Raw genomic sequence first — 24,319 nt, 5'->3', positions numbered from 1 at the left:
TATCTCTCTCGTAGAGGATTATTCGGCCGTGGGCGCGACAGTTTCGCCGTCAGCGTCCAACTCTTCCAGAACCTCGTCAACATCTTCGATCGCATCAACACCGAGCACACCAGCCAATTGACGCGCGCGGGAACGCAGGCTGTCAGGCACATCGTCGGCTTGAGCGATCTGCGCGAGCAATGCGCCCGCTTCGGCGCGCTTACCCTGCTCCAGATAGGCTATCGCGACCATTTCGCCCGCACTACCGAAATAGGCGTTTTCAGGCACCGCTATCGCGCTCAAACGAGCGATCACATCTTCTGGGCTACGCGAGTCAAATGTAGCAGCGACTTCGCGCACCGTTGCAAGATCCCGAAGGGTTTGCGGAGCGTCACTATCTGCAGCAACTGCCGCAAAAGCTTCGGCGGCTTCGGCAGACTTACCTTGCTGCATTGCGATCCCTCCCTGCAACATTTTTGCCGCTGCCTTTCCGCCGTCACTGCCTTCGCTCGCGAGCGGTTCCAATGTCGTGCTTGCCGTATCGAGATTATTCACTTCAAGCTGATCCATCGCGCTGATCAGCGTCTCGGATTCCTTCTCCATCGCAGCTTCTTGCTGTGCGTCCCAATAGAGATAACCCGCAAATGCGGCGAGGCTGATGACAATCGCAGCGATCAGCGGTTTGCCATATTTTTCCATGAAGTTGGAAAGCTCATCCTGGCGGACGGCTTCATCGACTTCACGCATCAGGACATCTTCCTGTGCAGCCTCGCGCTGTTTGCGCTTATCGGCGGGACTTTCTGCGGGTGTTGTAGGGGTGCGGGCCACTTGTGGCTCATCCAATCTGCTTAAAAAATAGGGTTTCGCGTCTTTAGCCGATGGGCGCAGTGATGCAATTCATGATTGGGGGCAGCCCCCAACAATCGCGAGGTCATGGCGCCTCAATGACGAAAATATCGGGCGGAAACGCCCGCTGGGAAGGCTGGTTGCCTTTCTAAGGGTGGTTGCGTTCGAGATCGAAGTCATTGAGACGTCCTTTCAGGATTTGACCAATTGGCCTGGTTGCAGCGTCGCAAAAACTTGAAAGTGCGATGCACTTCCCGCGCTTCTGCTCCTTCCAAAAAGGCCAATTGATTCAAACCGTGATCCACGTGATTGTTGGGGGCTGCCCCGTGCTGTGTCCCCCACAGCGTGAACCGCGGGTTAAGCGCCCAATGCACGAAGGATCATCGAGGAATTACCTTGCCCATCGCAGAGCTATATAGCCTTCGATAGGTGTCGATCATGACCTTCTGGTCATACTCAGCGAGGGCTTTCACGCGGTTTGCCTCTCCAACCGTTTTGCGGAGATTTGCGTCATCTGCCAGCTTTTTCAGAGCATTAGCCAAGTTAGTATCATCGCTTTTGGACACGACAAATGATGCATTAGCATCACTGACCATGTCAGCGACATCGCCAACATCGGTTGACGCGACCGGAATTCCCGCCGCCATCGCTTCAACCACCGATATCGGAAATTGCTCTGTGTCGGATGACAACGCGAATATATCGAATAGACCTACATAGCGCGCTGGATTGGCGGCAAATCCCGGCAAATGAACCCTGTTGCTGATATTCAGGCGAACCGCTTCTTTGCTGATGGCTTCCTGTTCTGGCCCCTCACCCACAATCACCAGACGCCAGTCCTCAGGTAGACCAGCAAATGCGCGGACCAGACGCGGTAGATTTTTTACCTCGCGCAGCCCAGCCAATGTTCCGACCCATTTCTCGCCCGTCTGTTTCGTAACACCAGGCAAAGCACTGGGTTTTGGTTTCTTGGCAAAAGCAAGCGTGTCGATCCCATTGGCGATGCGTTTTACGCGCCCTATCGGCTGATCCCACACATCCAGCGCGATCTCCTCCAACTGCTCGGATGGAACCACCAGTGCTGTCGACGTGCCAAGCGCCAACCGGCGGAACCAGTTGCGCTTACCTTTCAGCTTTTCTTGCTCGTCCTCATTGAAGCCATCTTCGTGATGGATCAGCGGAGGAAGTCCCATCGCCTTTCCGAAAAGCGTATGCGCCATTACCGCGTCCATTGATCCCCAATTGTAGGTCAGGATGAGATCATATGGTTTCATCGCTTTCGCTATTCGCATAAGCCGCGGCGGCAAGGGTTTTCCTTGAAGTGACGGAAATTTTGTAGGGTAAGCAACTGGAAGGCTTGACGAAATAAGCCTCTGCGCCTCCATACTTTCGGGCACAGCCGAGACAATATCGTGGCTGAGCTTATGACCAAAAGCATTGATTAATTGCGCACAGCGGACCTCTTTGCCACCCGCAGCGAATGTAGAGTGGAGGTGTAACATGCGCGGACGCATGTTCGTGCCGCCACCCTCATTGTCGTTCACGGAATCTGCGCCAGTAACGCATCAATTGCAGCAAGCGCGGGCGCTTCCTCCAGCAGCGGCGCATGGCCGACATCCGGAATTGTAACCGCCTGTGCATCTGGCAATCGCCGTTGCATCTCTGCCAATGTCTCAACAGTCAGTAAGTCTGACAGTGCTCCGCGAACGAACAGTAATGGTCGCCCTGCAAGTGCTTCCAATGCAGGCCAAAGATCAGGCGGTGCAGCGCCATCATCATCCTGAAACGGCTCGGCTATTGTCATATCGTAATCGTAGGCGATCCGGCCATTTTGCTGCACGACCATGCCGCGCTTTGCCATATCGAGCCATTCGTCGATCCCGAATTTCGGGTGTGAGGATCCGTGAACGTCCTGCAATGCTCGCGCTGCATGCATCCATGACGGATAGCTGCGTCCCTGCCCCACATATTCGCGAATCCGGTCAATGCCGCCGGGATCAACCACCGGGCCGATATCGTTGAGCACCGCCCCTGCAATCTTGCTGGCATCCATCGCGGCCATAAGCATTGTCATCAGACCGCCCAACGAAGTGCCGACGGCAACGAATGTCTCAATCTCTTCCTGCGCGAGCAGAGCCAGAACATCACCGACATAGGTCACAGGGTTATATGTCGCGGAATCCTTCGCATATTCGCTTTCACCACGTCCGCGCATTTCTGTGACGATCACGCGCCGTGTTGCCGAAACATGCTCAGCCAATGCCGCGAAATCGCGAGCATTGCGAGTGAGGCCGTGCATGCACAACACTGGTATCTTGCCAGCAGCGTTTCCGTCGCGTGCGGGATAGTCGCGGAAATGCAATTTCAGGCCGTCGGGGCTATCCCAGAAACGGTCGACATACGCTTTGGTCATGGTAATGCGGCTTTTCCCGTAACTATTCCAAGCACGGCTTGCGAAGTGCACCGCGCCAGCGCACTATCGCGCGATGACGGCAGAACCGCAAGATGTGAGCTACATACCCGATCCCGCAATCAACACTCTTGCCGATTGGTTAGGTGTGCCGGTTGAATCTGCTGATTTTCCCAAGGTACAGATTCGGTATCGAAATGATCGAGCGGCCAAGTCAATCGGACTTGAGGGGCTGACCGATGCAGAATGGGCCGATCATTTTGGCAGGTTTGCTCCGCTGCCCCACAATCTGCCCCAACCCCTCGCTTTGAAATATCACGGGCATCAGTTCCGGCACTACAATCCCGATATCGGTGACGGGCGCGGTTTCCTGTTCGCCCAGATGCGGGCGAGCGATCACCGCTTGATGGACCTCGGGACCAAGGGTTCGGGGCAAACGCCATACAGTCGCGCGGGCGACGGTAGGTTGACTCTGAAAGGCGGAGTTCGGGAGATTTTAGCGACCGAGTTTCTCGAAGCATTGGGCGTCAACACGTCCAAAACCCTTTCGATCGTTGAAACCGGCGAAGAACTTACGCGCGGTGATGAGCCTTCACCTACTCGATCATCGGTGATGGTCAGACTGAGCCACGGTCATATCCGGATCGGCACATTCCAGCGGCTTTTGGCGTTGGAAGAGAGCGACCAGATGGAACAGCTCGTCGCATACTGCCTTGAACATTTTTCCGGTCCGATGCCCCCGGATGATGCACCTGGCCGTGATGATCCGGCGGTTCAGTTGATGCATCAAGTGGTCGAGCGGTTAGCTGACCTCGCGGCAAGCTGGATGGTCGCGGGCTTCGTCCATGGCGTGCTCAACACCGACAACATGAATATCTCAGGTGAGAGCTTCGATTACGGTCCGTGGCGCTGGTTACCCAAGTGGGATCCGGGTTTCACCGCCGCCTATTTTGATCACAACGGGCTCTATGCCTTTGGCCGCCAACCAGAGGCGCTGCATTGGAACTGCGGGCAATTGGCGGTAGCTTTGCGTTTGCTATCCGACGCGCCGCCTCTGATTGCGGCCATGGAGCGGTTTGGACCGCTTTACATGCAAGCGATTGCGCGGCGTTGGTGCTGGCGAATGGGTGTGCAGTCACAAGGCGAAGAGCGGGACGCCGCTTTGGTCGCTGCAGCTGAAAAAGCGATGCGCGACAGCGGCGAGCAACCCGATGCGTTTTTCTATCGCCATCGGGGCGGAGCGAACGCCAAGGGTGATCTGGCCGATGCACTCGACGGGTATGTTCCGGTCGAAGACGATCACCCTTTTTGGTCAGAGGGCATGCCGCAATCGATGCTGATTGATGAGGTCGAAACCATCTGGTCAGCGATTGACCAGCGCGACGATTGGCAACCTCTCAACGACAAGATCGGAGCAATCCGGCGGTGCGGTGAAGCACATGGCAAACCGCCCGTCCCGAGCGGCCATGTTATTCAGCCTTAGCCGGGCGCGCGTTCAACCATCTGTGCGGGCTGAACATCAATTCCGGCCAATTTCCACCGGCCTTGTTCCCATTGGAAATACATGTCGAAACCGATCGCAACCGGGCGTAACTGGAAAATCCCCTGAACGCGGAATACGCCGTCCTGAATGACTTCGGGCGCGCGGGTATATGTTGGCGGGACCAGGAAGGCATTGGACAGATCAATCTGCGAATTACGCAGTCCCGTGAAAATCTCTGTCAGACGCGCAGCGTTGTTCTGTATCTGGAAGCCCTGCGAGGAAATATCGCGCAGTACGGAATAATTGCCTGAGCGGTTGGCATGATCGACCGCCGCAATGGTCGACCAAATCATCTTGGAAAGCTCCAACTGGCTAGGTGTTGGGCGCACCGATGGCGGCGGCTGCACAGTGGGCTGCACCGCCTGTGGTTGCGCCTGAGCCATAGCCTCCGTCGGGGCGACTAACGCTGCGATTGACGCAGCCACAAAAAATGCCGGAGCAAAACGCCCCGGCATTTTTTTTGTCTTTGTGATCATATTCATGACCACATGTGTAGCGGTTTACCAGGCGACTTGGAAGCCACCGCGTGCACCGACTTCGCCGCTGTCGAAACCGACACCGACACCAGCCGAAAACGCTGCGTTTTCACCGATACGAGCGGTCATACCGAGCGTACCTGCACCTTGGTTTTCGAAGTAACCAACGCCGCCCGAGAGAGCGAAGTTCGTGTCACCTGGAAGCATTGGCGATTCCATCGCCAGCGCCATTGCGACACCTTCGTTAGCCCGGTCGATCGCCGCAGTGTTGGCCGCAGTCTGGCCGAACAGAGTGTTGATCTGCGTGGTATGCGTTGCAGTCAAAGTCTGCAGAGCAGTGATACCAGTCGCGTTCGTACCAATCGCCGCGGTGTTGGCCGCGATGTTGGTCGAGTTCGTACCAATCGCCGTGGTGTTAGCCGCGATGTTGGTCGAGTTCGTACCAATTGCAGTGGTGTTGGTAGCGATGTTGCCCGTATTGGTCATGATGCTGGCCGTGTTCGCCGCGATGTTCGTGACGTTCGTTGCAATACCAGCCGTGTTCGTCGCAATGTTCGTAGTGTTCGTTGCGATGTTAGTGGTATTGGTCGCGATGTTCGTCGTGTTGGTCGCGATATTACCAGTGTTGGTTGCGATGTTACCGGTGTTAGTTGCCACGTTGGCATTGGTCATCGCCAGAGCAGCGTTGGTCGCCAGTGTGGTTACATCTACGCCCTGACCAAGAGTGCCCGAGGCATCCGTGGTTGCAAGGAAGATTGTACCCGTCTGCGCGGCCGTGCTTGCAGCAATGTCACCAACAGTGACCGAGCTACCCGCTCCGCCAAGCTTAACCTGATTGGCACGATCAGTGGTAGCACCCGCGCCAACTGCTGTTGAACCAGCGAACATCGCGCTGGCGTTAGCACCGAATGCAGACGCATTGTCACCGACAGCCATCGCCTGCGAACCAAGTGCAGTTGAGTCAACGCCGTTAGCATTCGCACCGTCACCAATCGCCGTCGCACCAACACCCGTGGTAGTCGAATTTTGTCCTACAGCAGTGTTTTCGGTGTCGTTTGCAGTCGATGTATTACCGATAGCAACCGAACCTCCTGCTAGCGCGTTGGCGTTGTTACCCATTGCAACAGAATTCTCACCGCTTGCAAATGCGGCTTCGCCGACTGCAGTCGAGCGTTCGCCGGTTGCATTGGCAAGGTGACCAAGCGCTGTCGCACGTGCGCCGGTCGCGTTTGCGCGCCAACCGAATGCCGAAGTACCAGGCATTGTTGCGGAGCTTTCCGCACCAACCGATACCGAGTTGAGGCCGGAAGACAGAGCACTTTCACCGACTGCAACGCCATCGTTGCCCGAAGCGCGCGAATCGATACCGATTGCGACACTGGTTTCACCATCGGCAAGCGAGTCTGAGCCAACAGAAACGGAGCCTGCTGAGATAGCCTGTGCATTAGAACCCAAAGCAGTTGTCTGATCGGCTGACGCCAAGGCCAGACGGCCAATGGCTGTCGCCAAAACTGCAGATGCGTTGGCAGATGAGCCAATGGCAGTTGCAAAGTTATCAGTCGCTTGTGCACGTGCACCAACAGCCGTTGATGAAATGCCCGAAGCATCCGTACTACGCCCAACTGCAACACTTTCACGCGATGCTCGGGCCGTATGACCGAATGCCGTAGCACCAGCTTGGTTCGCTGTGGCATTTACACCAACTGCTGTAGTTGCAGTGCCGTTTGCGCCTGCGTTGTTTCCACATGCCAAAGAACTCGGATCAGTGCCGCTCGCGCCGCCAGTGGTGTCAAAACCGTCAGCGATCCCCGGTAGGAAACCATCATCCAAGAGACACTCTTCAGCTGCCACAGGTGTCGCGGTAAACGCACCCATCGCCAGCGCAGTTGCCGACGCGGTTGCCGCGAGGCCTGCCAGTTTGTTCAACTTATAACGCATAATCTACTACCCTCTTTGTTTATCAGGCGAACGCCCGAACTCGTCGCGCCGGGAAACATCCCGGCGTTAATTTCATGTGCGACCCAGAGGGGGGAGATCAGTCAGGCAGAAGCCGCCAGCCGATCGAATATTTTGCCCCCATCGATGACTTTTCAGCCACCTGTTTTCGGATTTGGTTTTTCGTCCATCAATCGCTAACCAGCGGCCATTAAATTGACCTTGGAGCGACTCGGACTACAAGCCCCCAATCCTTAACGTGGCTTAACCATAGGGATTTGAGCTAAAACCTCAAATCAAAAAGAGAAAGTTTTACGGCGTGTCCCAGACAGAGATCATATCCTTCCAGCCCGCGACGGGTGACGAATTGTGGCGTGGCAAGGTTGATGACGTCGATAAGGCCGTCGACCGCGCGCGTCGTGCGTGGCCTGCTTGGGCTGCTCAACCACTCGCATACCGGATCGAGGCTTGCCGGCGTTTCGCCAATGAAGTGCGCAAAGTTTCGGACAAAATGGCCGAGCTGATCTCTAAAGAAACCGGGAAGCCGTTGTGGGAAGCACACACCGAAGTCGAAGCGGTGATCAACAAGGTTGATATCTCCGTCACCGCCTATGCTGAGCGTACCGGACAGAAAAAGCTCAACAGCGCGCTACAAGGCAATGCTGCAGTCCGGCATAAGCCACACGGCGTTATGGTGGTCCTGGGCCCTTATAATTTTCCTGCGCACCTGCCCAATGGACATATCGTTCCGGCGTTGATCGCGGGTAATGTCGTGATCTTCAAACCAAGCGAAAAAACTCCGGCAGTCGGACAATTGCTGATGGAATGCTTCAACAAAGCAGGCATTTCCGCGGCGGTTGCCCAGTTTTTCGTCGGCGGCCCTAACGAGGGTAAAGCGCTTGTCGCACATCGCGGTATTGACGGAGTATTGTTCACCGGATCGGCACAGGCCGGCATCGCAATCAACAAGAAACTGGCCAACAATCCGGGCAAGATCGTCGCGCTCGAGATGGGCGGCAACAATCCGATTGTCGTGATCGATACTCCGAAGGTAACCGATGCTGCGACGTTGATCGTGCAATCCGCTTTCACCTCCGCCGGACAGCGTTGCACCGCCGCGCGCCGCCTGATTGTGACCGAAAGCATGTATGATTCGATCATCGACGAGGTGAAAACACTGGTGAGCCGCGTGATTGTTGGCGAGCCATTTGCTGACCCCGCCCCTTTCATGGGGCCAGTGATCGACAATGCCGCTGCTGAGCAGCTGGTTGAGAGTTTCCTCTATTTTCTTTCCAATGGCGGCAAAGCAATCCGCCATATGCGCAGGCCGGACGACGATCTGCCATTCCTGTCGCCAGCGATCATAGACACAACCGATATGGGCGACCGGCCCGATGTCGAGCTATTCGGACCGCTCCTGCAAGTCATCAAGGTCAAGGATTTCGATGCAGCTATCGCCGAGGCGAACCGCACGCGCTTCGGCCTATCCGCATCGCTGATTGGCGGAAGTCCACAAGATTACAATAGGTTCTGGGCCAATGTTCGCGCGGGAATCGTCAATTGGAACCGGCCAACAAACGGCGCGTCATCGAATGCGCCATTTGGCGGACTGGGTCTGTCAGGCAACCACCGTCCGGCAGCGTTCTACGCAGCCGACTATTGTGCCTATCCGGTCGCCAGTACCGAGATGGATCAGCCACGCGCAACCATTGGCGTTGGCCTCAGCCAAAACTGATTTCACTGACTTCTCAGTCAAAGCCCGTTGGTGATCAGGTCAACTTCGGTCAGACCTGATGACAGGCGGCGCGCATACACGATATAGGATGCTCCGCCTTTCACGCCGCTGACAATCGTGTCCTGATCGGCGACAGCATATTCAGTTGTGTATCCCGCTGTTTCCGCACGGCTGTAGTAGAACGTCAGCACTTCCTCCATCGGCACTGGTGTAAGGAAAGTGATCGCACGAAGCGCACAATCGCCAGCGTCGGTGCCAGCCGCCTCCTTCGTGGTACCGCGCGGGTAAACCGGGAAAATCGCTGGCAACTTCGCTGCCCATGTTGCTGAATATTGGGCATTTTCCGCGCAGTTCGTGCCGTCTGCTGTAATCGATGCCTTCGATGCGGCGGTCAAAGTTGCGGTCTCTGGAATGGGATAGGCGTAGTTTGTAGGCTGAGGCAGCTCTTTCAAGCCATCGCTTCCGCCAACCAAGGCATAGGCGGCGTCGCGCGCGGCCTGGATCGCTTCTGGCGTCATATTCTCTGGTGGAATTGATTGATCGGTGCCGCCTGTAAGAGCCGCGTTGGCCTCGTTCTGGTTGGCCAGATCGGGGTCAACCATGATCTGTTCGTTAAGTGCTTGCTCGGTCGCAGGATCCACCTCGCCGCCCTCACTGTCAGCGGGGCTATCACCGCAAGCGGAAAGCGCCAGCAATGGTACGAGAGCAGTGGTCAGAAGAAAACGATTGGGCATTGCGAAACTCCGCATGTCGAGGGCTGAATAGAACTATGCCGCTCGCTCTCTGCGATCAGAGTTAACGAAATGCTGTAAAACAGGGTTAAAATTTTGGGTGTCCCTATTAGGGAAACTCTCAGTGCAATGATTACCCACGAAATTGGGCGCCTGACCGCGGGTTAGAACGATCAGACGCCCGTCACGGCTCGGTGGAACCGCGCCGCAGCTGCCGGTGGGGACAGCTGAAGCTTGGAATGTGCGTCAACGGCAGCGCGAGTTGCTGCGATCGATTGCTCGACCGAGAATGGCACCGCCTGCTGCACCCAGAATTGCACCGAGCGTCCGATCGCCACGTCCGGCGATCTCATTCCCGATAAGGCCGCCAACTGCGGCACCGATCAGCAAGCCGGTGGTGCCGTTTTCTTTGCGGCAATAGTAGCGCCCGTCACGACCGCGCCAGATACGCGTGTCGCGGTAAACCGGTTGACCGCGGTAGCGGTTGTCACCGCGATACTGGTCGCGATGATAGCCGCGCCCACGTTTGTACCGATTGTCACGATCGCGATGGTGCTCGGCGATTGTCTCGCTTTGGATTGTCACGAACTGCGTGTGCGAAGAGCTCGGCGCAGCAAGTGCAGACGCGGAGGCCGCCGATGCAGGTGTTGCGAGGGCAATACCCGGAATTATCAGGGCGATGGCGGCGGTTTTGAATGTCTTCAAAGTCATAATGCGTTCCTTTCCCAATGTTTTGCGGGCGAAGGGAGGAAGTCGATTCGTCCGGTGAATTCATAAATACGGCGACTTTTCTGAACGGACTGCAACATCCATGTCAGAATTTGATTTTGACGACGAGACGAGCAATTTTCACCGATGAAACGCTGCTTGCGAGGATATTTCGCTGGGCCTAAGGGCCGCTGATGAGTGAAAAGGAACCGCACCAGACGCCTTCGGGGCTACCCGCTGCGCTCGGCGCCTACATCATGTGGGGGTTGCTACCGCTCTATCTGATTCTCGTTGAAACAGTACCGCCATTTGAGTTCGTGGGGTGGCGGATCATATGGACGCTACCGTTCTGTCTGATCATTGTCGCGTTTCGAGAGCAATTTGCGGAAGTGCTGGCTGCACTACGTTGCCGCAAAACGATGCTGACGCTGGCTGCGAGTTCGGTTCTGATCGGCATAAATTGGCTCGTCTATATTTGGGCGATCCAAAACGGGCATGTCTATGCCGGTAGCCTTGGTTACTACATCAACCCGTTGCTCAATGTCTTGCTCGGCACGCTGGTCCTGGGCGAGAAATTGAGCCGCCGCCAGTGGATTGCAGTCGGTTTCGCTGCATCGGGCGTTGCTATCCTCGCCGCGGGGGCTTTGACGACTTTGTGGATCAGTCTGACCTTGGCTTTCAGTTTCGGCACCTACGGACTGCTGCGCAAGCGAGTTGCGGTCGGATCATTGCCGGGGCTGACGATTGAATCGACTATTCTGCTGCTACCCGCCGCTGGTATCGCGCTCTACTATGCTGGCCTGCCGCAAGGATCTGCTTTCACTCAGGATATGACGCTCAGCCTCTACATTATGCTGGGCGGCGTATTCACGGCTGTCCCGCTGCTGCTTTTTGCAGTCGCTGCACGCCGCATGGATTATTCGACGCTCGGCTTCATCCAGTTTCTCGCGCCCACACTAGTCTTCTTGCTTGGCCTGTTCGTGTTCCAGGAAGAGCTCAAACCAGTGCAACTCGCTTGCTTTATGCTCATCTGGATCGCGCTCGCGCTATTCGTTTGGGATATGTGGTCACGCCGGCAGAAGCCTCCAACAACCAAGGTCTAATCTGCCTCGGTCAGCGCCCAGCTTAGCGTATCGCCCGCATGAAACGGAACAACGACCGTGCCATTGGCATCGATTGCATCGGGCACATTGACCTCCCGCTTGCGCAACGTCACCGTGCCTTCATTGCGGGGCAGACCGTAGAAATCCGGGCCGTTCTCCGACGCGAAAGCCTCGAATTTGTCCAGAGCTCTCTCCTCTTCAAACACCGCCAAATAGCTTTCGAGCGCATAAGGCGCGTTGAAAATACCCGCACAGCCACACGCGCTTTCCTTGTCGTCTTTTGAATGCGGCGCGCTGTCGGTGCCGAGGAAGAACTTCTTTGACCCCGATGTCACGGCTTTGCGCAAAGCAAGCCGATGGGTTTCGCGCTTGGCCACCGGCAAGCAATAGGCATGCGGCCGCATTCCGCCGACCAACATAGCGTTGCGATTAATGTGGAGATGCTGGGGAGTGACAGTCGCCGCAACATTCGGGCCAGCCTCGCGAACGAAGGTTGCAGCATCGGCTGTCGTTATGTGCTCGAATACGATCTTCAGCCTGGGATAATCAGCCACCAATTGCCGCATTGTCCGTTCAATAAACACCTTCTCACGGTCGAAGATATCGACATCATGATCAGTAACTTCGCCGTGGATCAAAAGTGGCATCCCGATGTCCTGCATTCGGTCCAGAACCGACCCAAGTTGCAAGATATCGGTCACGCCATTTGCAGAATTGGTCGTCGCATTGGCGGGATAGAGCTTTGCGGCAGTGAACACATTTTGCTCAAACCCGCGCGCGATTTCATCGGGATCGCTCGCGTCGGTCAGATAACATGTCATCAGCGGCGTAAAATCGACACCGTCAGGCACCGCCGCAATGATCCGGTCGCGATAGGCGCTGGCGCTCGCCACATCGGTCACCGGCGGCGAAAGGTTCGGCATCACAATCGCTCGCACAAACTGGCGCGCCGTATGCGGCACAACGCCGCGCATAATGTCACCATCGCGAAAATGCAGATGCCAATCATCGGGCCGACGGATGGTAATTTCGTTCATACTTTAGAGCGCTCTACTGAATCGATGGAACACATGGAACAGGGTCCAAGGAGGAAATAAGTGCGTTGGCACTCGCTTTGGAAACACGATCTCGCGATGCACAATCAACGATATCCGAAGCGAATGTCATAATGCAGCCCATGGCATAAACTGACTGCTTAGGACAGACTCTGCTGACCGCTCATCAGACTTGACTAGCACTTGATTTGCACCGGCAAAGCGCCACTTTGAGGCTATGCCCAACTCACGCCTGTTCGACCGCGCAATCATCCGCCTTTCCCCACTCGATGATGACGAGAATGTTGCAGACTTCCTGCAGGGCCTCGTCACAAATGATGTGTCGGGCCAATTGCCCGTTTGGGCAGCATTGCTGAGCGCGCAGGGCAAGGCGATGTTCGACTTCCTGGTATGGGATGGAGAGGACGGCGCGCTACTGGTCGATTGCGAGGCAGCGCGGACTGATGATTTGGTCAAACGTCTGTCGCTGTACCGCCTGCGCCGGAAGATCGCGATTGAGCGCGATGACAGTATGGGCGCGTTTTGGCAGCCAAAGCTTGGCGTGGGCGGCATTCCGGACCCTCGACTGGCAGAGCTTGGCCAGCGCTGGCTTGGGCCAGTGTCAGATGAGGACATCCCCGCTGATAAAGGCTGGCGGACCCATCGCCTTTCACTGGGCGTGCCCGAAGGACATGCCGAGCTTGGCGATGTCTTGTGGCTTGAAACCAATGCGGTCGATCTTGGCGGCGTAAGTTTTGAGAAAGGCTGCTATATCGGTCAGGAGAACACTGCGCGGATGAATTGGCGGCAGAAGGTCAATCGCCGGTTGGTGGTGGTTCCCATCGATCAATCGATAGAAAAGCGGCAGAAAGCCGCCTATCCTGAATTGGGCTTAGCCGTGGATCATTTGCGCGTTGCCGATATTGATCCTGCAATAGCGCCCGACTGGATGAAGCTCACCTCAGGCGAGGCTTAATCGCAGCACTCTTCTGGTGCGCGAGCAGCGATAGATTCGGTCAACAATGCCTCGGCCCGATCACGCGCAGCACTATCAGGTAAGTTGAGAGCCCGCGCCAAGGCTTTGCCCATCAACGCATCGCCCAGTGCCAACAGTACCAGTGTCAGCGTGTTTTCATGCATCGCCATTACACCGCCGTGATCTTCGGCCTCTTCAGGCGCAAGCTCGTCCACGACTTGATGGATTGTTTCGATAATCGGATCGAGTGCGTCCTCATTGCCGGTCAGCAGCATCCAACTGGCAAGGCCCCCTGCCCCTTCCTTGTCAAATGCGTCGAACGCCAGATCGACCACTTCACGCGGGCTACCCAACCCGGCCCTGCTGGCGCGAACGGCATCTTTGATCGTTTCACACACAGTTGTCGCCAAATGCGCGGCGAGTGCTTTCTGCAATCCGGATGCTGACCCAAAATGGTGCAGCAGGTTAGCATGAGTCCGCCCAACTCTTGCCGAAACAGCCTTAAGAGTTACCGATTGCGGTCCAGTTTCAATAAGTAACGCACGCGCCGCTTCTAAGGCGGAACTGCGCGACTCTTCGGGGCTTAATCTTTTGCGAGTTGCCATTAACACTTATGCCTAGTAGATTCTTAACATGAACAAGCAGACCTCTATCGACCTAGAACGGTCCGAACCGCTCGACAAGTCGGCTAGCAAGCCCGCTACCGGAATTTCCAGTTCGACACCCGAAGAGCATGCGCTGATCGTCCGCAATCGCCGGTTTGACCGCGAGCACAAAACCCCGCGCTGGTGGCATTCGGGCGATCCAGTGGCGACCGCTTGGTACAATTCTGTTTCTGCCAGCCTGCCGCGCGGCGAAGCGTTCTTCATCGACACAATGCGGATGTTCCGCGACGATGTTCCCGAAGATATCGCGCGCGAGATGAAAGTGTTCATCACGCAAGAAATCAATCATACGCGCGAGCATGTGGCGTTCAACCGGCTGGTGTCGGATCACGGTTATAACGTCGAGAGCATCGATCAAGGCATCCAAGCGATGCTCGAACTGACCGAAGGCCGGCCCAAGGAGTTCAACCTTGCGATTACCATTGCGCTGGAACATTTTGCTGCAATGATCAGCCATCATCTGCTCGCCGATCCGCGCTATCTCGCGGGCGCAGATCAGGAAGCAGCGGATATCTGGCGCTGGCATGCAACGGAAGAGATCGAGCACAAAGGCATCACCTATGATGTCTGGCTGCATGCGACCAAGGATTGGAGCCGGTGGAAGCGTTACCGCGTGAAAACGCTGATCGCGATGCTGATTACGAAGAAATATTTCGGCAACCGTATCCGTGATGCGATTGGCTTGCTGGAGCAAGATGGCTTTTCCCGGCGTAAGGCCAAGTGGAAGCTCTACGCATTCCTGTGGTGGAAACCCGGGATGATGCGCCGGATGTTCTGGGAGTGGTCGAAGATCTTGATGCCGGGTTATCACCCGTGGAATCTCGATGATCGGGCACTGATTAATAAGCCCGATAGTCCCTATGCGGATGCGGCGCTGCCGGCTGAATAATTCTCAAAGCTCCAAGGTAACGATTCCTTATTGACACTGATGTAAGTAAAGCATACTTACATTGATGTTAATAAGCTATGGAGCCTGCCGTGAACGCCCCCGCCAAAGTCGATCTTGCTGCAACCGAAGCGCGCAGCAAAGGCAACCCCACCCCCGACGATCTTGATATTGTTGTGCGTGACGAGCGGTTTAACCGTGGCAACACACCCAAACGCTGGTGGGCCGGCGATGCGTTCGGCACCGCTTGGCACAATGCCTTATCGGCGACCTTCCCGCGGGGCGAAGCATTCTTTATCGAAGCCGTTAAGGCGCATCGAGAAGGCGCTCCACCCAAGCTTGCCGCCGAAATCCGCGCATTCGTAAAGCAGGAAATCAACCACACGCGCGAGCACATTGCCTTCAATCGCCTCGCTGCAGATGCCGGATATGACATTGCAGCAATCGACAAGCGTGTGGAGGAAATGCTCCTCCTGACCAAGGGCCGCCCGGCGATTGCCAATCTGGCCGTAACAATGGCGCTCGAGCATTACACTGCAATGATGGCGCATGAATTTCTCGCCAACCCCAAGCACTTCGAGAATGCCGATGCCGAAGTTCGCGATATGTGGCGCTGGCACGCGGTCGAGGAAGTCGAGCATAAGGGGGTGGCTTACGACACCTGGAACCATGCAACTAAAGACTGGTCAGGCTGGAAGGCCTGGAAAGTCCGCAGCTTGGTTATGCTCACCGTTACGGGACGTTTCTTCAAGAACCGCTGGACCGACTCGATCAATCTGCTGGCGCAGGATGGTATCACCGACTGGAAAGCACGCTGGGGCCTGTTCAAATATCTGACGGTGACGCCGGGTGTAGTGCGACGGATTTTCCCTGCATGGTTGTCCTACTTCAAACCGAGCTTCCACCCGTGGGACCACGATGATCGTGAGTTGATCAAAATTTACGAAGGCGAATTCAGCGATGCGCTGATGCCTGCAGAGTAAAAGCTCACTCAACCAGAACACAAAGCGGGCGGCCCTGTCAGGCCGCCCGCAATGATTCTGTAGAGTCTAAACTGAGCGCATAGGCTGTCGCTTGAACTTTCTCGCCGCGCCCCAGGCACATTCGCGTTTCGGTCTGTCCGGTCGGTAGGAAACCCAGCTTCCTCAGAACACGGCCCGATGCAGGGTTATCGATATAGTGGCTCGCCACCATCCGCGCGTGACCCATCATCCGCGCAATCTCTAAGACCGCCTGCCCTGCCTCCGTGGCAAAGCCCTTCGCCCAATGCCTACGGGCGATCCAATAACCCATCTCGATCTCGCCCTCATGCGGATCAATACCGATACAGCCAACCACTTCACCTTGGTCGGCCAATGTAATCAGCCATGTGGGGCTTGCCGGATTATGCGGTAGACTTGCCCAATCACGCGCATGTTCCGGCTTATACGGCCATGGGGCTCGCGCCAGATTGCGCACCACGCTCTCGTCGCAGATACCTTTATAGACAGCTTGCCAGTCTTCGGGCCAAGCGGGCCGTAAGAACAGCCTCTGTGTACGATGGAACATGATGCATTCTCCTCAAGCCCCGCATCGCCCCGATAGGACCAATGCGTGACATTCCCGTGGCAGCGAAAGCACTTTTCGCTGTTTTGAGAGGGAGATACGACAAGAGGGAGACTGGATGACCCAATCTCCCTCTGGAGTGCCGATCAATCGGCTGGACCATCCTGTCGGATAGTCCTGTCAGTGAACTATCCAGTTATTCTGCGGCTTCGGCTACCATATCCACGGACACATATTTGCGTCCCTGTTTGCCACCGTGGAAGCGCACTCGGCCGCCTTCTAGGGCGAATAGAGTGTGGTCCTTGCCCATGCCGACATTGCTGCCGGGATAGAACTTGGTGCCGCGCTGACGCACGATAATGTTGCCTGGAATCACTTCCTGGCTGCCGAACTTTTTCACACCAAGGCGGCGACCGACTGAATCGCGACCGTTGCTGGTTGAACCGCCTGCTTTTTTATGTGCCATTGTCTCTTACTCTTCGAAAAATCTGTGTTGTCAGCTTCGGAAATGCTTATTTCTTAGCGGCGGGCTTTTTGGCTGCTGCCTTCTTAGGCGCAGCTTTCTTAGCTGGAGCTTTCTTAGCTGGAGCTTTCTTGGCCGCGGCCTCCTTCTTTGGAGCGGCCTTCTTGGCTGCTTCTTTCTTAGGAGCGGCCTTCTTAGCCGGTGCCTTCTTCTCTTCAGCAGCCTTAGGTGCAGCTTCCTTCTTCGGAGCAGCGGCCTTCTTAGCAGGTGCCTTCTTACCCGAACCCACATCGGTGATGCGCAGAAGCGTCATCGACTGACGGTGACCCGCTTTACGGCGATAATTGTGACGGCGGCGCTTCTTGAAAACGACAACCTTCTCGCTGCGGGCCTGCGCGATGATTTCAGCCGAAACCGAAACCTTCGAAGCGTCAGCAATCGAATCGCCTTCACCTGCGAGAAGAACGTCACCCAAAGTAACGGTATCGCCGGCTTCGCCAGCCAGTTTCTCAACTGCGATTTTGTCTCCAGCGGCAACCCGGTATTGCTTGCCGCCAGTGCGCACTACTGCGAACATGGTCGTATCACTTTCAATTTATCTGCAGTGCCGTTCTCATTGTAAAAACGGCGCACCCGATGACCCGCCTGAAAGGCAGTCCGCCGGAAAGAAGGGAGCCGATAAGGGAATGCCCCGCCTAAGTCAACGTTCTGCCCGCGTTTTTTGGGATTGTTTTTTGACAAATTGCCGCGCGATATTTCACCTAAGGCGGGCTTCAGGCTGGAAAGCCGCTTTTACCGTGCTAAGGCGAATGCAATGCGAAACAAAGCCCCCCTTATCCTGATTGCGGCTGGCAGTCTCATACTGAGCGGCTGCGCCTCGTCCAACAAGACCTACCCGTCGCTGGCGATTCGCGATGCCGAGCGAGTCAGCGGATCGTTCGCTGTGCCCGAAGCAATCGAGCCTGCGCCACTACGGGCAGAAATTGCCAACCAGCTCGGTCAGATCAGCGCAGACGCATCAGAAAGTCATCGGGCATTTATGGCCGCCGCGCCCGGCGCACGCAGTGCCGTGACATCGGGAGCCGGAGCCGAGGTAACCAGCGACGCATGGGCGGCTGCACAGATCGCCATGGCAGACCTTGATTCGCTGCGAAGCGTGACTGCTGTGGCACTGGCTGATCTCGACTTACTCTTCGTAGATTCTACTCTTGCCTTCGAGCAACGAGAGGCTGTTGCAGAAGTCCGCGAGGAAGTTATCGGCTATTTGCGCGAAGAAGATGCCGCATTGGCTCGGCTAAGAAACAGTATCGGTCAATGAGCCTCGCCTGTGACACCTGCCCTGTGCGCGACCGTGCCGCATGTGCTGTTCTGACCGACGAGGAAAGAGCCTCTCTCGCCTCCGCTGGACGCAGCGAGTCTCTCAAGCGCGGCGACACTCTCTTCCATGCCGGTGATAGCGATAGCGCCTGTGCTACATTGCTCTCGGGCGCTCTCAAAGTCACCACAACGGACTACGATGGCACCGAACGGATCCTTGCCTTGATCCATCCGGCAGGCTTTGTGGGTGAACTATTCCGACCCTTTTCCGAATATGATGTCGTCGCATTGGCCGATTGTGACCTGTGCGTTTTCGCACGCTCGTCGATGGAACAGGCACTCGACAAGCACCCTGCACTCACGCAGGCGCTCTTTCGGCGCGCGCAAGAGGATTTGCACGCCTCCCGTGCATTGCTGGCACTAACCGGGAAGAACAGCGCCAGCGAGAAGGTCGCGTCGCTTGTCCTATCGCTTGCACAAGCGGCGAGTGATTCGCCGTGCCACCCTGCCCGCACATTCGATCTCCCGCTGACACGCGGCGAGATTGCCAATCTGCTTGGCATCACGATCGAAACGGTCAGTCGGCAATTGTCAAAACTGGAAAACAGTGGTGCCATTCGCCGAAATGGTTCGCGCGGGATCGAACTGGTCGACCCCGCGCGGCTGCAGCTTGCAAGTGATCCGCTCTCCTAGTCAGACCAGCGCAGCGATAGTGACGACCGTCAATCCCCAAATGACGATCAGCACCGGAAGAAGCAGCATCTGAATGACCGCGTCCTTCATAGCGAGACGGCCTGTCAGAGTATCGATGCCGCGCGACCGGAATTGGCTCCAGCGAATGATTTTTGCTTTTGCTGCTGGATCGGTTTTCACAAACAAGGCGGCAATCCCGAAAAACGCGATCATGAAGACCACGAAGATTGCCATTGGCAGGACCATCTGCGGCGAAGAGAAGCCTGCTGCCAAGATGCCCAAGAATGCGAAGTAGAGCCCTGCCTTCATGACATAGAGCCCAGTCGGCAGATTGAAGCTGCGATCAGCCTCGGGCGTGACAGTCAGTGTATCTTGAACCTGCGCATGCTCGGCAATAATCTGACGGGAAATGTGCTTGGACATGATGGTCTCCTTGCTGTTGGAGTCCTGACTAAGTGCCAAGCTATCGGGCCGCTTTGATCGCGATCAAATCCGGCAATTATTCCCAGCGAGCCAAATCAGCATGATCCTCAGTTCGCGGTTCGATCCAATGCCAGCGGCCTGATCTCTTTTCGCGTTTCCAGAACCATGCTGCGCTTTTCAGATGATCCATGCAGAAATCGACCGCTTCGATGGCGGCTCTGCGGTGCTTCGCCGCGGCTGAAACACAAACAATCGGTTCGCCGGGATAGAGTGTACCGATCCGATGCACCATCAGCAGGCCCATCAAGTGGAATCGTGCAAACGCGGCGTCTGCTAACTGGTGCATTCCGGGCTGCGTTAATGGCTCGTAGTGGGTTAGCTCGAGAGCCTCTACACCGCCCTCTCCGCGCACTTCGCCAACGAAGGTGCAGATGCCGCCCAACCCGGGATTGGCGTTGGAGAACGGCCCGATCAAACTGCCCGGAATAAACGGTTCGGTCAGAAGGCGAATATCGCGCATTGGTTAGCCACCACTAACAGGTGGGAGTAAGGCAACTTCATCACCATCCCGCGCCAACAAATCCGTTTTGTTCGCCAACACTTTACCCGCACAGGCGACGTTGATCCGCTCGCTCTGCAATTCGTCAGTCAGCGCATCGCTGACCAACGCCAACAAGCCCGCCCAATCAAGCGGTGTCTGCGCTTCTATCTCTGGCGTTCCCGCCAAATCACCCAGCGGCCCCAAGAAGAGAATACGCACGGTCATATCACCCTCCGGTCATCGACATATGGCGCGGCTGCGCAGGTTCTGCCCCCGCCTCGTCAATGCGGAAATGATGCCGTTCCGGCTTGATCCGCATCGCTTCGTCGAGCGCCATCGCGAGATTGGCGTGCGGATCATCAGACCGCATCGCCGCGCGTAAATCGACTCGTTCTCCACCGCCCAAACAAGGATAAAGCTGACCGGTCGTCGTAACCCGCACACGATTACAGCTCGCACAAAAATTATTGGTCAGCGGCGTAATAAGACCAAGACGGCCACCCGTCTCAGCCACATCGTAATAGCGAGCAGGTCCGCCCGTTTTGTAATCCGATGGAATCAGTCGCCATCGCACTTCCAGATCATCCTGCACAACTGTCAGCGGCAAATAATGGTCGATCCGGTCCTCATCGACTTCGCCCAACGGCATCGTTTCGATCAGCGTAATATCGCAATCACGTTTGTGCGCCCATGCAATCAAATGCGGAATCTCGCGATCATTGATGCCCTTCAGCGCAACGCTGTTCAACTTCACCCTAAGCCCGACCTGCTGCGCGGCATCAATCCCCGCAAGCACATTCGCCAAGACATCACGGCGTGTCAGCTTAGCAAAGGTCACAGGATCAAGGGTATCGAGCGATATATTGACGCGTCTGATGCCTGCATCTGCGAGGCCCTGCGCATACTCAGCCAATTGTGTCGCGTTCGTCGTCACGGTGAGTTCGTCGAGCTCGCCACCGATATGCCGGCCAAGCCGCTCCACCAAGATCATCACATCACGACGCACCAGCGGCTCACCCCCGGTTAGCCTGATTTTGGTGATCCCGCGCTCCATAAAGCCGCGTGATAGGTCGTAGAGTTCTTCCAGCGTCAAAACCTCTGCCCGCGGCAAAAACTGCATCCTTTCCGGCATGCAATAGGTACAGCGCAGATCGCAGCGATCCGTAACCGACAAGCGAAGATAGGACACTCGTCGTCCTAACGTATCGATCAATGGCGCGGCGCTATCCATCGGCGTGTGCACCAGCGTCTAGCGGCAGATATTGGCCCGTTACGCCCTCTGCATTGGACAGATACTCGACCGATGCGTCTACAGCGCCATCTGGGCCAGAAGTGATGAAATTCACTCGAACAGGAGCATAAGCGCGCGCCAGATCGCGAACCGCAGCCCGGCGCCAATCAACATGGTCGTAAGGCGCTTGAGGCAGGATCACGACCAAGTGCTCGTCCTTGGACAAGTGATCGCGGATTGCCGGCAGCCAATCTGACGCGAAAGATTGCGCCGCATCCAGCGCTGCATCGGGCAAGGTCTTGATGGGTAAGACCGCTTGCATGATGGTCAGCGCCGCTCGCGCGTCATTGTAATGCCGATTTTCTCGTTAGCCTCTGCAATCGCCAGTTTCACGATTTTGACAGTCACCGCTTTGATCCGGTCATCCTGCACCAGCAGAGTTTCACAAATATGGTCGGCGAGCGACTCGATCAGTTTGAAATGAACCCCCTCGGGCAGCGCATCGGTCGCCGCGAATTTCAGGTCCATGTAGTTCTTACTGGCCTCCAGCGGGGTATCGGGATCATACCGGTCCGCGATTTTCATTTCGGCTTGAATAGTAATGCGCAAAGGCTGCGGCTTGCCAGTTTCTTCCGAGTAGATGCCTGTCAGGACATCATGCTCAAGATCAGCAACTTCCAAGATCAACGAATCGGCCATGAGGTTCCTTAGCTTGGATTCGACCAACGCGCGAAGATTGCGGTCGGCAGTAGGCGACCATTTGCCTCACCTCCAACACCCTCTTCGCGAACAGCCAGATCGCCATGCTCGATAATGCCGGGCATGTCGGCAAACATTTCCGCTAGCAGGCCCGCAAGCGAAAGGCTCGACATTCGCACCGCATAGACAGTCAGGAACAGGAACTTGCTATTTTCATCCAGCAGATCGCGGCAATCGGAAACAAGGTCCGCCAGCCCTTCTTCAATCCGCCATGTCTCGGCCTTGGGGCCTCGACCGAATTTGGGCGGGTCGAGGATTATCCCGTCATAGCGGCGACCGCGGCGCACCTCGCGCGCGGTGTACTTTGCCGCATCATCGACCAGCCAACGGATCGGCCGATTCTCCATTCCCGCGAGTTCGGCATTCTCGCGCGCTTGGGCGACAGACTTCTTTGACGCATCAACATGCGTGACCCGCCCCGCTTGCGACAGTGCGAGCGACCCGACACCGGTATAGCCAAACAGGTTGAGCGTTTCCGCGTTGGTCTTGCCGTCGAGCTGTTTCAGCATCCAGTCCCACACCGGTGCCATATCAGGGAAGAAGCCGAGGTGCCGAAATGGCGTACATTTCGCAGTAAATGCCGCATCGCGCCATTTCAGCGGCCATCCGGCTTGTGGAACCGGCTTGTCATATTGCCACCGGCCGCCACCATCTTCGTCGGAGCCGGGAACGAATTCGCCATGCGCATCCCAATTGCCGAGGCGCGGTTGCCACATCGCTTGCGGTTCGGGCCGGATAAAGCGGTAATCGCCGTAGCGCTCCAGCTTGCGCCCATTGCCGCTATCGACCAGCCCGTAGTCGTCCCAAGACGAGCCCGCGAGGATTTGCGGTTCTTCGCGAAGCTGCGCCATCAGCGCGACTCCGTTGCACGCTCGGCGACGTAGCGAGCGATGGAATCGTAATCACCTACCAGCTCGTCATACCGCTCTTCACGCGCGAACAGGTCGCCGACCCGGGTGGGCAGGCTTGGCCGCGTGCCGGTTGCACGCTCGACCGCATCGACGAATTTCGCCGGATGCGCTGTGGCAAGCGTTACGACAGGCGTATCCGCTGCAACATCGGCCTGCCGCGCGGCGAACAGGCCAATCGCGGTATGCGGATCAATGATCTCGCCAGCGGCTTCATTTGCCCAACGCATTGCTGAAGCCATATCATCGGCATCGGCGCGCGCACTAGCGAACAGCCCGGCGGCACCATCGCGCTGAGCATTGGTCAATTGCATCGCCTTGCTAGCTTCGAAGCCGCGCATTTGCTCAGCCAGCGCAATGCCGTCACGCCCGCCGCAATCGAACAGCAATCGCTCGAAGTTTGAGCTAACTTGAATATCCATCGACGGCGCAGCAGTCGGCGTAACCGTGCCTGCCGAATAATCGCCATCGGTCAAAGCGCGGTGGAGAATGTCGTTCACGTTAGTAGCAACGATCAAGCGCTCGATAGGAAGGCCCATTTGCGCGGCGACATAGCCCGCAAAGACATCACCAAAATTGCCTGTCGGAACCGAAAACGCCACTTTGCGCTTGGGCGCACCAAGTTGCAGCGCAGCGGCGAAATAATAGACGACCTGCGCCATCAACCGCGCCCAGTTGATCGAGTTCACCGCGCCAATGCGGAAGCGACCGCCTTTGGACGAAGCCATGGCTTCATCGTTGAACATCCGCTTCACCGATGCCTGCGCATCATCGAAGCTACCGTCGATCGCAATGTTGTGGACGTTGGGCGCAAGCACTGTGGTCATTTGGCGGCGCTGGACATCGCTTACCCGGCCTTTGGGGTGCAGCATGAAAATGTCGATCCTCTCGCGACCAGCCACAGCATCAATTGCCGCCGAGCCGGTATCGCCGCTGGTCGCACCGACAATGGTCAGGTGCGCGTCGCTGCGAGAGAGGAACTTCTCAAACAGCAGGCCCAGCATTTGCAGTGCGACATCTTTGAACGCCAGCGTTGGACCATGAAACAGCTCCAACAACCATTGCTGCTCGTCAAACTGCTTCAGCGGAGTCACCGCCGCATGAGCGAAGCGCCCATAAGCGGCATCGCACAATTCGCCCAATTCATCCTGACTTAGCGAATTGCCAACGAAAGGCGCCATGATCTTCGCAGCCAGCTCCGCATAGGGCATCCCGGCCATCTCAGCGATTTCCGCTCCAGTGAAACGCGGCCATTCCTGCGGCACATACAGCCCGCCATCACTGGCGAGACCGGCCAGCGTGACACCTTCGAAATCAAGCGGCCCACTTGAAGGGTTCTGGGCACTACCGCGAGTAGAGATATATTGCATCGTCCAGCGCGGTTAGCCGTGCAGGCTCAGCAGGGCAAGCGA

General features: G+C 56.6%; 28 protein-coding genes. 8 read left to right on the top strand and 20 right to left on the bottom strand.

The annotated features are described in order from the left end of the window. Positions 1-18 precede the first annotated feature (18 nt). From J9777_RS02785 to J9777_RS02775, 3 genes are all read right to left on the bottom strand, one after another. Positions 19-807 (bottom strand): tetratricopeptide repeat protein, encoded by a 789-nt coding sequence (locus J9777_RS02785; RefSeq protein ID WP_348631916.1) that lies wholly within the window; start codon positions 805-807, stop codon positions 19-21. Between the two features lie 398 nt (positions 808-1,205). After that, positions 1,206-2,327: a glycosyltransferase family 4 protein gene (locus J9777_RS02780; RefSeq protein ID WP_348631978.1), complete on the bottom strand. Its 1,122-nt coding sequence runs from the start codon at positions 2,325-2,327 to the stop codon at positions 1,206-1,208. Between the two features lie 38 nt (positions 2,328-2,365). Continuing rightward, positions 2,366-3,238 (bottom strand): alpha/beta hydrolase, encoded by an 873-nt coding sequence (locus tag J9777_RS02775; RefSeq protein ID WP_209347267.1) that lies wholly within the window; start codon positions 3,236-3,238, stop codon positions 2,366-2,368. 73 nt (positions 3,239-3,311) lie between these two features. On the opposite strand from J9777_RS02775, the gene J9777_RS02770 reads away from it, so the two are divergent. After that, positions 3,312-4,718, top strand: a complete 1,407-nt coding sequence (locus tag J9777_RS02770; RefSeq protein WP_209347266.1) for a protein adenylyltransferase SelO family protein — start codon at positions 3,312-3,314, stop codon at positions 4,716-4,718. Here the strand turns inward: J9777_RS02770 and J9777_RS02765 are convergent. Both J9777_RS02765 and J9777_RS02760 read right to left on the bottom strand, forming a co-directional pair. Next, the gene (locus tag J9777_RS02765) at positions 4,715-5,233 is read right to left on the bottom strand and encodes a hypothetical protein (protein WP_209347265.1); all 519 of its coding nucleotides are present in this window, start codon (positions 5,231-5,233) and stop codon (positions 4,715-4,717) included. The genes J9777_RS02770 and J9777_RS02765 overlap by 4 nt on opposite strands. A gap of 45 nt (positions 5,234-5,278) precedes the next feature. Then, a complete protein-coding gene (locus tag J9777_RS02760) occupies positions 5,279-7,192 on the bottom strand; it encodes a YadA-like family protein (protein WP_209347264.1) in 1,914 nt (637 codons plus the stop codon). A 316-nt stretch (positions 7,193-7,508) separates the two neighbouring features. Here J9777_RS02760 and astD point away from each other — a divergent pair, with 316 nt between their 5' ends. Continuing rightward, positions 7,509-8,924, top strand: coding sequence for a succinylglutamate-semialdehyde dehydrogenase (gene astD / locus J9777_RS02755; protein ID WP_209347263.1), 1,416 nt, complete (start codon positions 7,509-7,511; stop codon positions 8,922-8,924). 17 nt (positions 8,925-8,941) lie between these two features. On the opposite strand, the gene J9777_RS02750 is transcribed toward astD, so the two are convergent. Together J9777_RS02750 and J9777_RS02745 are read right to left on the bottom strand one after the other, a co-directional pair. Then, positions 8,942-9,658 (bottom strand): hypothetical protein, encoded by a 717-nt coding sequence (locus J9777_RS02750; RefSeq protein ID WP_209347262.1) that lies wholly within the window; start codon positions 9,656-9,658, stop codon positions 8,942-8,944. A gap of 243 nt (positions 9,659-9,901) precedes the next feature. Continuing rightward, positions 9,902-10,366 carry a glycine zipper 2TM domain-containing protein gene (locus J9777_RS02745; RefSeq protein WP_209347261.1) on the bottom strand — a complete coding sequence of 155 codons (465 nt, stop codon included), beginning with the start codon at positions 10,364-10,366 and terminating at the stop codon, positions 9,902-9,904. A gap of 191 nt (positions 10,367-10,557) precedes the next feature. Between J9777_RS02745 and rarD the strand changes: the two genes are divergently transcribed. Then, positions 10,558-11,466 (top strand): EamA family transporter RarD, encoded by a 909-nt coding sequence (rarD, locus tag J9777_RS02740; RefSeq protein ID WP_209347260.1) that lies wholly within the window; start codon positions 10,558-10,560, stop codon positions 11,464-11,466. Here rarD and pyrC read toward each other — a convergent pair. Beyond that, entirely contained in the window at positions 11,463-12,503 is a 1,041-nt protein-coding gene (pyrC, locus tag J9777_RS02735) for a dihydroorotase (RefSeq protein WP_209347259.1), read from the bottom strand. The two genes, rarD and pyrC, sit on opposite strands and share 4 nt — an antisense overlap. Before the next feature lie 235 nt (positions 12,504-12,738). Here pyrC and J9777_RS02730 point away from each other — a divergent pair, with 235 nt between their 5' ends. Further along, on the top strand, positions 12,739-13,476 hold the full coding sequence (locus J9777_RS02730) for a folate-binding protein (RefSeq protein ID WP_209347258.1): 738 nt from the start codon (positions 12,739-12,741) through the stop codon (positions 13,474-13,476). Here J9777_RS02730 and J9777_RS02725 read toward each other — a convergent pair. Further along, entirely contained in the window at positions 13,473-14,081 is a 609-nt protein-coding gene (locus J9777_RS02725; RefSeq protein ID WP_209347257.1) for a TetR family transcriptional regulator, read from the bottom strand. The genes J9777_RS02730 and J9777_RS02725 overlap by 4 nt on opposite strands. Positions 14,082-14,109: 28 nt before the next feature. Between J9777_RS02725 and J9777_RS02720 the strand changes: the two genes are divergently transcribed. Then, entirely contained in the window at positions 14,110-15,030 is a 921-nt protein-coding gene (locus J9777_RS02720) for a metal-dependent hydrolase (protein ID WP_209347256.1), read from the top strand. Positions 15,031-15,119: 89 nt separating this feature from the next. Further along, entirely contained in the window at positions 15,120-16,010 is an 891-nt protein-coding gene (locus J9777_RS02715; protein WP_348631914.1) for a metal-dependent hydrolase, read from the top strand. Positions 16,011-16,047: 37 nt separating this feature from the next. Here J9777_RS02715 and J9777_RS02710 read toward each other — a convergent pair whose 3' ends face one another. The 3 genes from J9777_RS02710 to rplU all read right to left on the bottom strand — a co-directional run bounded on the left by J9777_RS02710 (position 16,048) and on the right by rplU (position 17,612). Beyond that, the gene (locus J9777_RS02710; RefSeq protein WP_209347254.1) at positions 16,048-16,575 is read right to left on the bottom strand and encodes a GNAT family N-acetyltransferase; all 528 of its coding nucleotides are present in this window, start codon (positions 16,573-16,575) and stop codon (positions 16,048-16,050) included. Positions 16,576-16,768: 193 nt separating this feature from the next. Then, positions 16,769-17,038, bottom strand: coding sequence for a 50S ribosomal protein L27 (gene rpmA, locus J9777_RS02705; protein WP_209347253.1), 270 nt, complete (start codon positions 17,036-17,038; stop codon positions 16,769-16,771). A 46-nt stretch (positions 17,039-17,084) separates the two neighbouring features. Then, the gene (rplU, locus tag J9777_RS02700) at positions 17,085-17,612 is read right to left on the bottom strand and encodes a 50S ribosomal protein L21 (protein WP_209347252.1); all 528 of its coding nucleotides are present in this window, start codon (positions 17,610-17,612) and stop codon (positions 17,085-17,087) included. 237 nt (positions 17,613-17,849) lie between these two features. On the opposite strand from rplU, the gene J9777_RS02695 reads away from it, so the two are divergent. Then, on the top strand, positions 17,850-18,353 hold the full coding sequence (locus J9777_RS02695; protein WP_209347251.1) for a hypothetical protein: 504 nt from the start codon (positions 17,850-17,852) through the stop codon (positions 18,351-18,353). Further along, positions 18,350-19,045: a Crp/Fnr family transcriptional regulator gene (locus tag J9777_RS02690; RefSeq protein WP_209347250.1), complete on the top strand. Its 696-nt coding sequence runs from the start codon at positions 18,350-18,352 to the stop codon at positions 19,043-19,045. Before J9777_RS02695 ends, J9777_RS02690 begins: the two co-directional genes overlap by 4 nt. Here the strand turns inward: J9777_RS02690 and J9777_RS02685 are convergent, their stop codons facing one another. The 8 genes from J9777_RS02685 to thrC form a co-directional block, all read right to left on the bottom strand. Beyond that, positions 19,046-19,468, bottom strand: a complete 423-nt coding sequence (locus tag J9777_RS02685; RefSeq protein ID WP_209347249.1) for a hypothetical protein — start codon at positions 19,466-19,468, stop codon at positions 19,046-19,048. 76 nt (positions 19,469-19,544) lie between these two features. Beyond that, positions 19,545-19,988, bottom strand: a complete 444-nt coding sequence (locus J9777_RS02680) for a molybdenum cofactor biosynthesis protein MoaE (RefSeq protein ID WP_209347248.1) — start codon at positions 19,986-19,988, stop codon at positions 19,545-19,547. 3 nt (positions 19,989-19,991) lie between these two features. Continuing rightward, positions 19,992-20,234 (bottom strand): MoaD/ThiS family protein, encoded by a 243-nt coding sequence (locus J9777_RS02675; protein ID WP_209347247.1) that lies wholly within the window; start codon positions 20,232-20,234, stop codon positions 19,992-19,994. 1 nt (position 20,235) lies between these two features. Further along, positions 20,236-21,240 (bottom strand): GTP 3',8-cyclase MoaA, encoded by a 1,005-nt coding sequence (moaA, locus tag J9777_RS02670; protein WP_209347246.1) that lies wholly within the window; start codon positions 21,238-21,240, stop codon positions 20,236-20,238. Continuing rightward, the gene (locus J9777_RS02665; protein ID WP_209347245.1) at positions 21,233-21,562 is read right to left on the bottom strand and encodes a Rossmann fold domain-containing protein; all 330 of its coding nucleotides are present in this window, start codon (positions 21,560-21,562) and stop codon (positions 21,233-21,235) included. Before J9777_RS02665 ends, moaA begins: the two co-directional genes overlap by 8 nt. Before the next feature lie 5 nt (positions 21,563-21,567). Further along, positions 21,568-21,939: a dihydroneopterin aldolase gene (locus J9777_RS02660; RefSeq protein WP_209347244.1), complete on the bottom strand. Its 372-nt coding sequence runs from the start codon at positions 21,937-21,939 to the stop codon at positions 21,568-21,570. A gap of 8 nt (positions 21,940-21,947) precedes the next feature. Further along, positions 21,948-22,850 carry a class I SAM-dependent methyltransferase gene (locus tag J9777_RS02655; protein ID WP_209347243.1) on the bottom strand — a complete coding sequence of 301 codons (903 nt, stop codon included), beginning with the start codon at positions 22,848-22,850 and terminating at the stop codon, positions 21,948-21,950. Beyond that, positions 22,850-24,277 (bottom strand): threonine synthase, encoded by a 1,428-nt coding sequence (thrC, locus tag J9777_RS02650; protein ID WP_209347242.1) that lies wholly within the window; start codon positions 24,275-24,277, stop codon positions 22,850-22,852. The genes J9777_RS02655 and thrC overlap by 1 nt, the downstream gene beginning before the upstream one ends. Between the last annotated feature and the right edge of the window lie 42 nt (positions 24,278-24,319).

The organism is Pontixanthobacter sp. CEM42 (genome assembly GCF_017812015.1).
GTDB lineage: Bacteria > Pseudomonadota > Alphaproteobacteria > Sphingomonadales > Sphingomonadaceae > Pontixanthobacter.
This window is presented reverse-complemented; position numbering and strand designations above follow the sequence as displayed.

What these genes read in the sequence shown, in the direction of transcription:
- J9777_RS02675 (WP_209347247.1), bottom strand. Translation starts at nt 20,234, where the DNA reads ATGACCGTGCGTATTCTCTTCTTGGGGCCGCTGGGTGATTTGGCGGGA.
- J9777_RS02750 (WP_209347262.1), bottom strand. Translation starts at nt 9,658, where the DNA reads ATGCCCAATCGTTTTCTTCTGACCACTGCTCTCGTACCATTGCTGGCG.
- J9777_RS02760 (WP_209347264.1), bottom strand. Translation starts at nt 7,192, where the DNA reads ATGCGTTATAAGTTGAACAAACTGGCAGGCCTCGCGGCAACCGCGTCG.
- J9777_RS02765 (WP_209347265.1), bottom strand. Translation starts at nt 5,233, where the DNA reads ATGCCGGGGCGTTTTGCTCCGGCATTTTTTGTGGCTGCGTCAATCGCA.
- pyrC (WP_209347259.1), bottom strand. Translation starts at nt 12,503, where the DNA reads ATGAACGAAATTACCATCCGTCGGCCCGATGATTGGCATCTGCATTTT.
- J9777_RS02745 (WP_209347261.1), bottom strand. Translation starts at nt 10,366, where the DNA reads ATGACTTTGAAGACATTCAAAACCGCCGCCATCGCCCTGATAATTCCG.
- J9777_RS02725 (WP_209347257.1), bottom strand. Translation starts at nt 14,081, where the DNA reads ATGGCAACTCGCAAAAGATTAAGCCCCGAAGAGTCGCGCAGTTCCGCC.
- J9777_RS02710 (WP_209347254.1), bottom strand. Translation starts at nt 16,575, where the DNA reads ATGTTCCATCGTACACAGAGGCTGTTCTTACGGCCCGCTTGGCCCGAA.
- J9777_RS02690 (WP_209347250.1), top strand. Translation starts at nt 18,350, where the DNA reads ATGAGCCTCGCCTGTGACACCTGCCCTGTGCGCGACCGTGCCGCATGT.
- J9777_RS02655 (WP_209347243.1), bottom strand. Translation starts at nt 22,850, where the DNA reads ATGGCGCAGCTTCGCGAAGAACCGCAAATCCTCGCGGGCTCGTCTTGG.
- J9777_RS02720 (WP_209347256.1), top strand. Translation starts at nt 14,110, where the DNA reads ATGAACAAGCAGACCTCTATCGACCTAGAACGGTCCGAACCGCTCGAC.
- J9777_RS02660 (WP_209347244.1), bottom strand. Translation starts at nt 21,939, where the DNA reads ATGGCCGATTCGTTGATCTTGGAAGTTGCTGATCTTGAGCATGATGTC.
- J9777_RS02770 (WP_209347266.1), top strand. Translation starts at nt 3,312, where the DNA reads ATGACGGCAGAACCGCAAGATGTGAGCTACATACCCGATCCCGCAATC.
- J9777_RS02695 (WP_209347251.1), top strand. Translation starts at nt 17,850, where the DNA reads ATGCGAAACAAAGCCCCCCTTATCCTGATTGCGGCTGGCAGTCTCATA.
- J9777_RS02665 (WP_209347245.1), bottom strand. Translation starts at nt 21,562, where the DNA reads ATGCAAGCGGTCTTACCCATCAAGACCTTGCCCGATGCAGCGCTGGAT.
- moaA (WP_209347246.1), bottom strand. Translation starts at nt 21,240, where the DNA reads ATGGATAGCGCCGCGCCATTGATCGATACGTTAGGACGACGAGTGTCC.
- thrC (WP_209347242.1), bottom strand. Translation starts at nt 24,277, where the DNA reads ATGCAATATATCTCTACTCGCGGTAGTGCCCAGAACCCTTCAAGTGGG.
- rpmA (WP_209347253.1), bottom strand. Translation starts at nt 17,038, where the DNA reads ATGGCACATAAAAAAGCAGGCGGTTCAACCAGCAACGGTCGCGATTCA.
- rplU (WP_209347252.1), bottom strand. Translation starts at nt 17,612, where the DNA reads ATGTTCGCAGTAGTGCGCACTGGCGGCAAGCAATACCGGGTTGCCGCT.
- J9777_RS02685 (WP_209347249.1), bottom strand. Translation starts at nt 19,468, where the DNA reads ATGTCCAAGCACATTTCCCGTCAGATTATTGCCGAGCATGCGCAGGTT.
- J9777_RS02680 (WP_209347248.1), bottom strand. Translation starts at nt 19,988, where the DNA reads ATGCGCGATATTCGCCTTCTGACCGAACCGTTTATTCCGGGCAGTTTG.
- J9777_RS02775 (WP_209347267.1), bottom strand. Translation starts at nt 3,238, where the DNA reads ATGACCAAAGCGTATGTCGACCGTTTCTGGGATAGCCCCGACGGCCTG.
- J9777_RS02780 (WP_348631978.1), bottom strand. Translation starts at nt 2,327, where the DNA reads ATGTTACACCTCCACTCTACATTCGCTGCGGGTGGCAAAGAGGTCCGC.
- J9777_RS02730 (WP_209347258.1), top strand. Translation starts at nt 12,739, where the DNA reads ATGCCCAACTCACGCCTGTTCGACCGCGCAATCATCCGCCTTTCCCCA.
- rarD (WP_209347260.1), top strand. Translation starts at nt 10,558, where the DNA reads ATGAGTGAAAAGGAACCGCACCAGACGCCTTCGGGGCTACCCGCTGCG.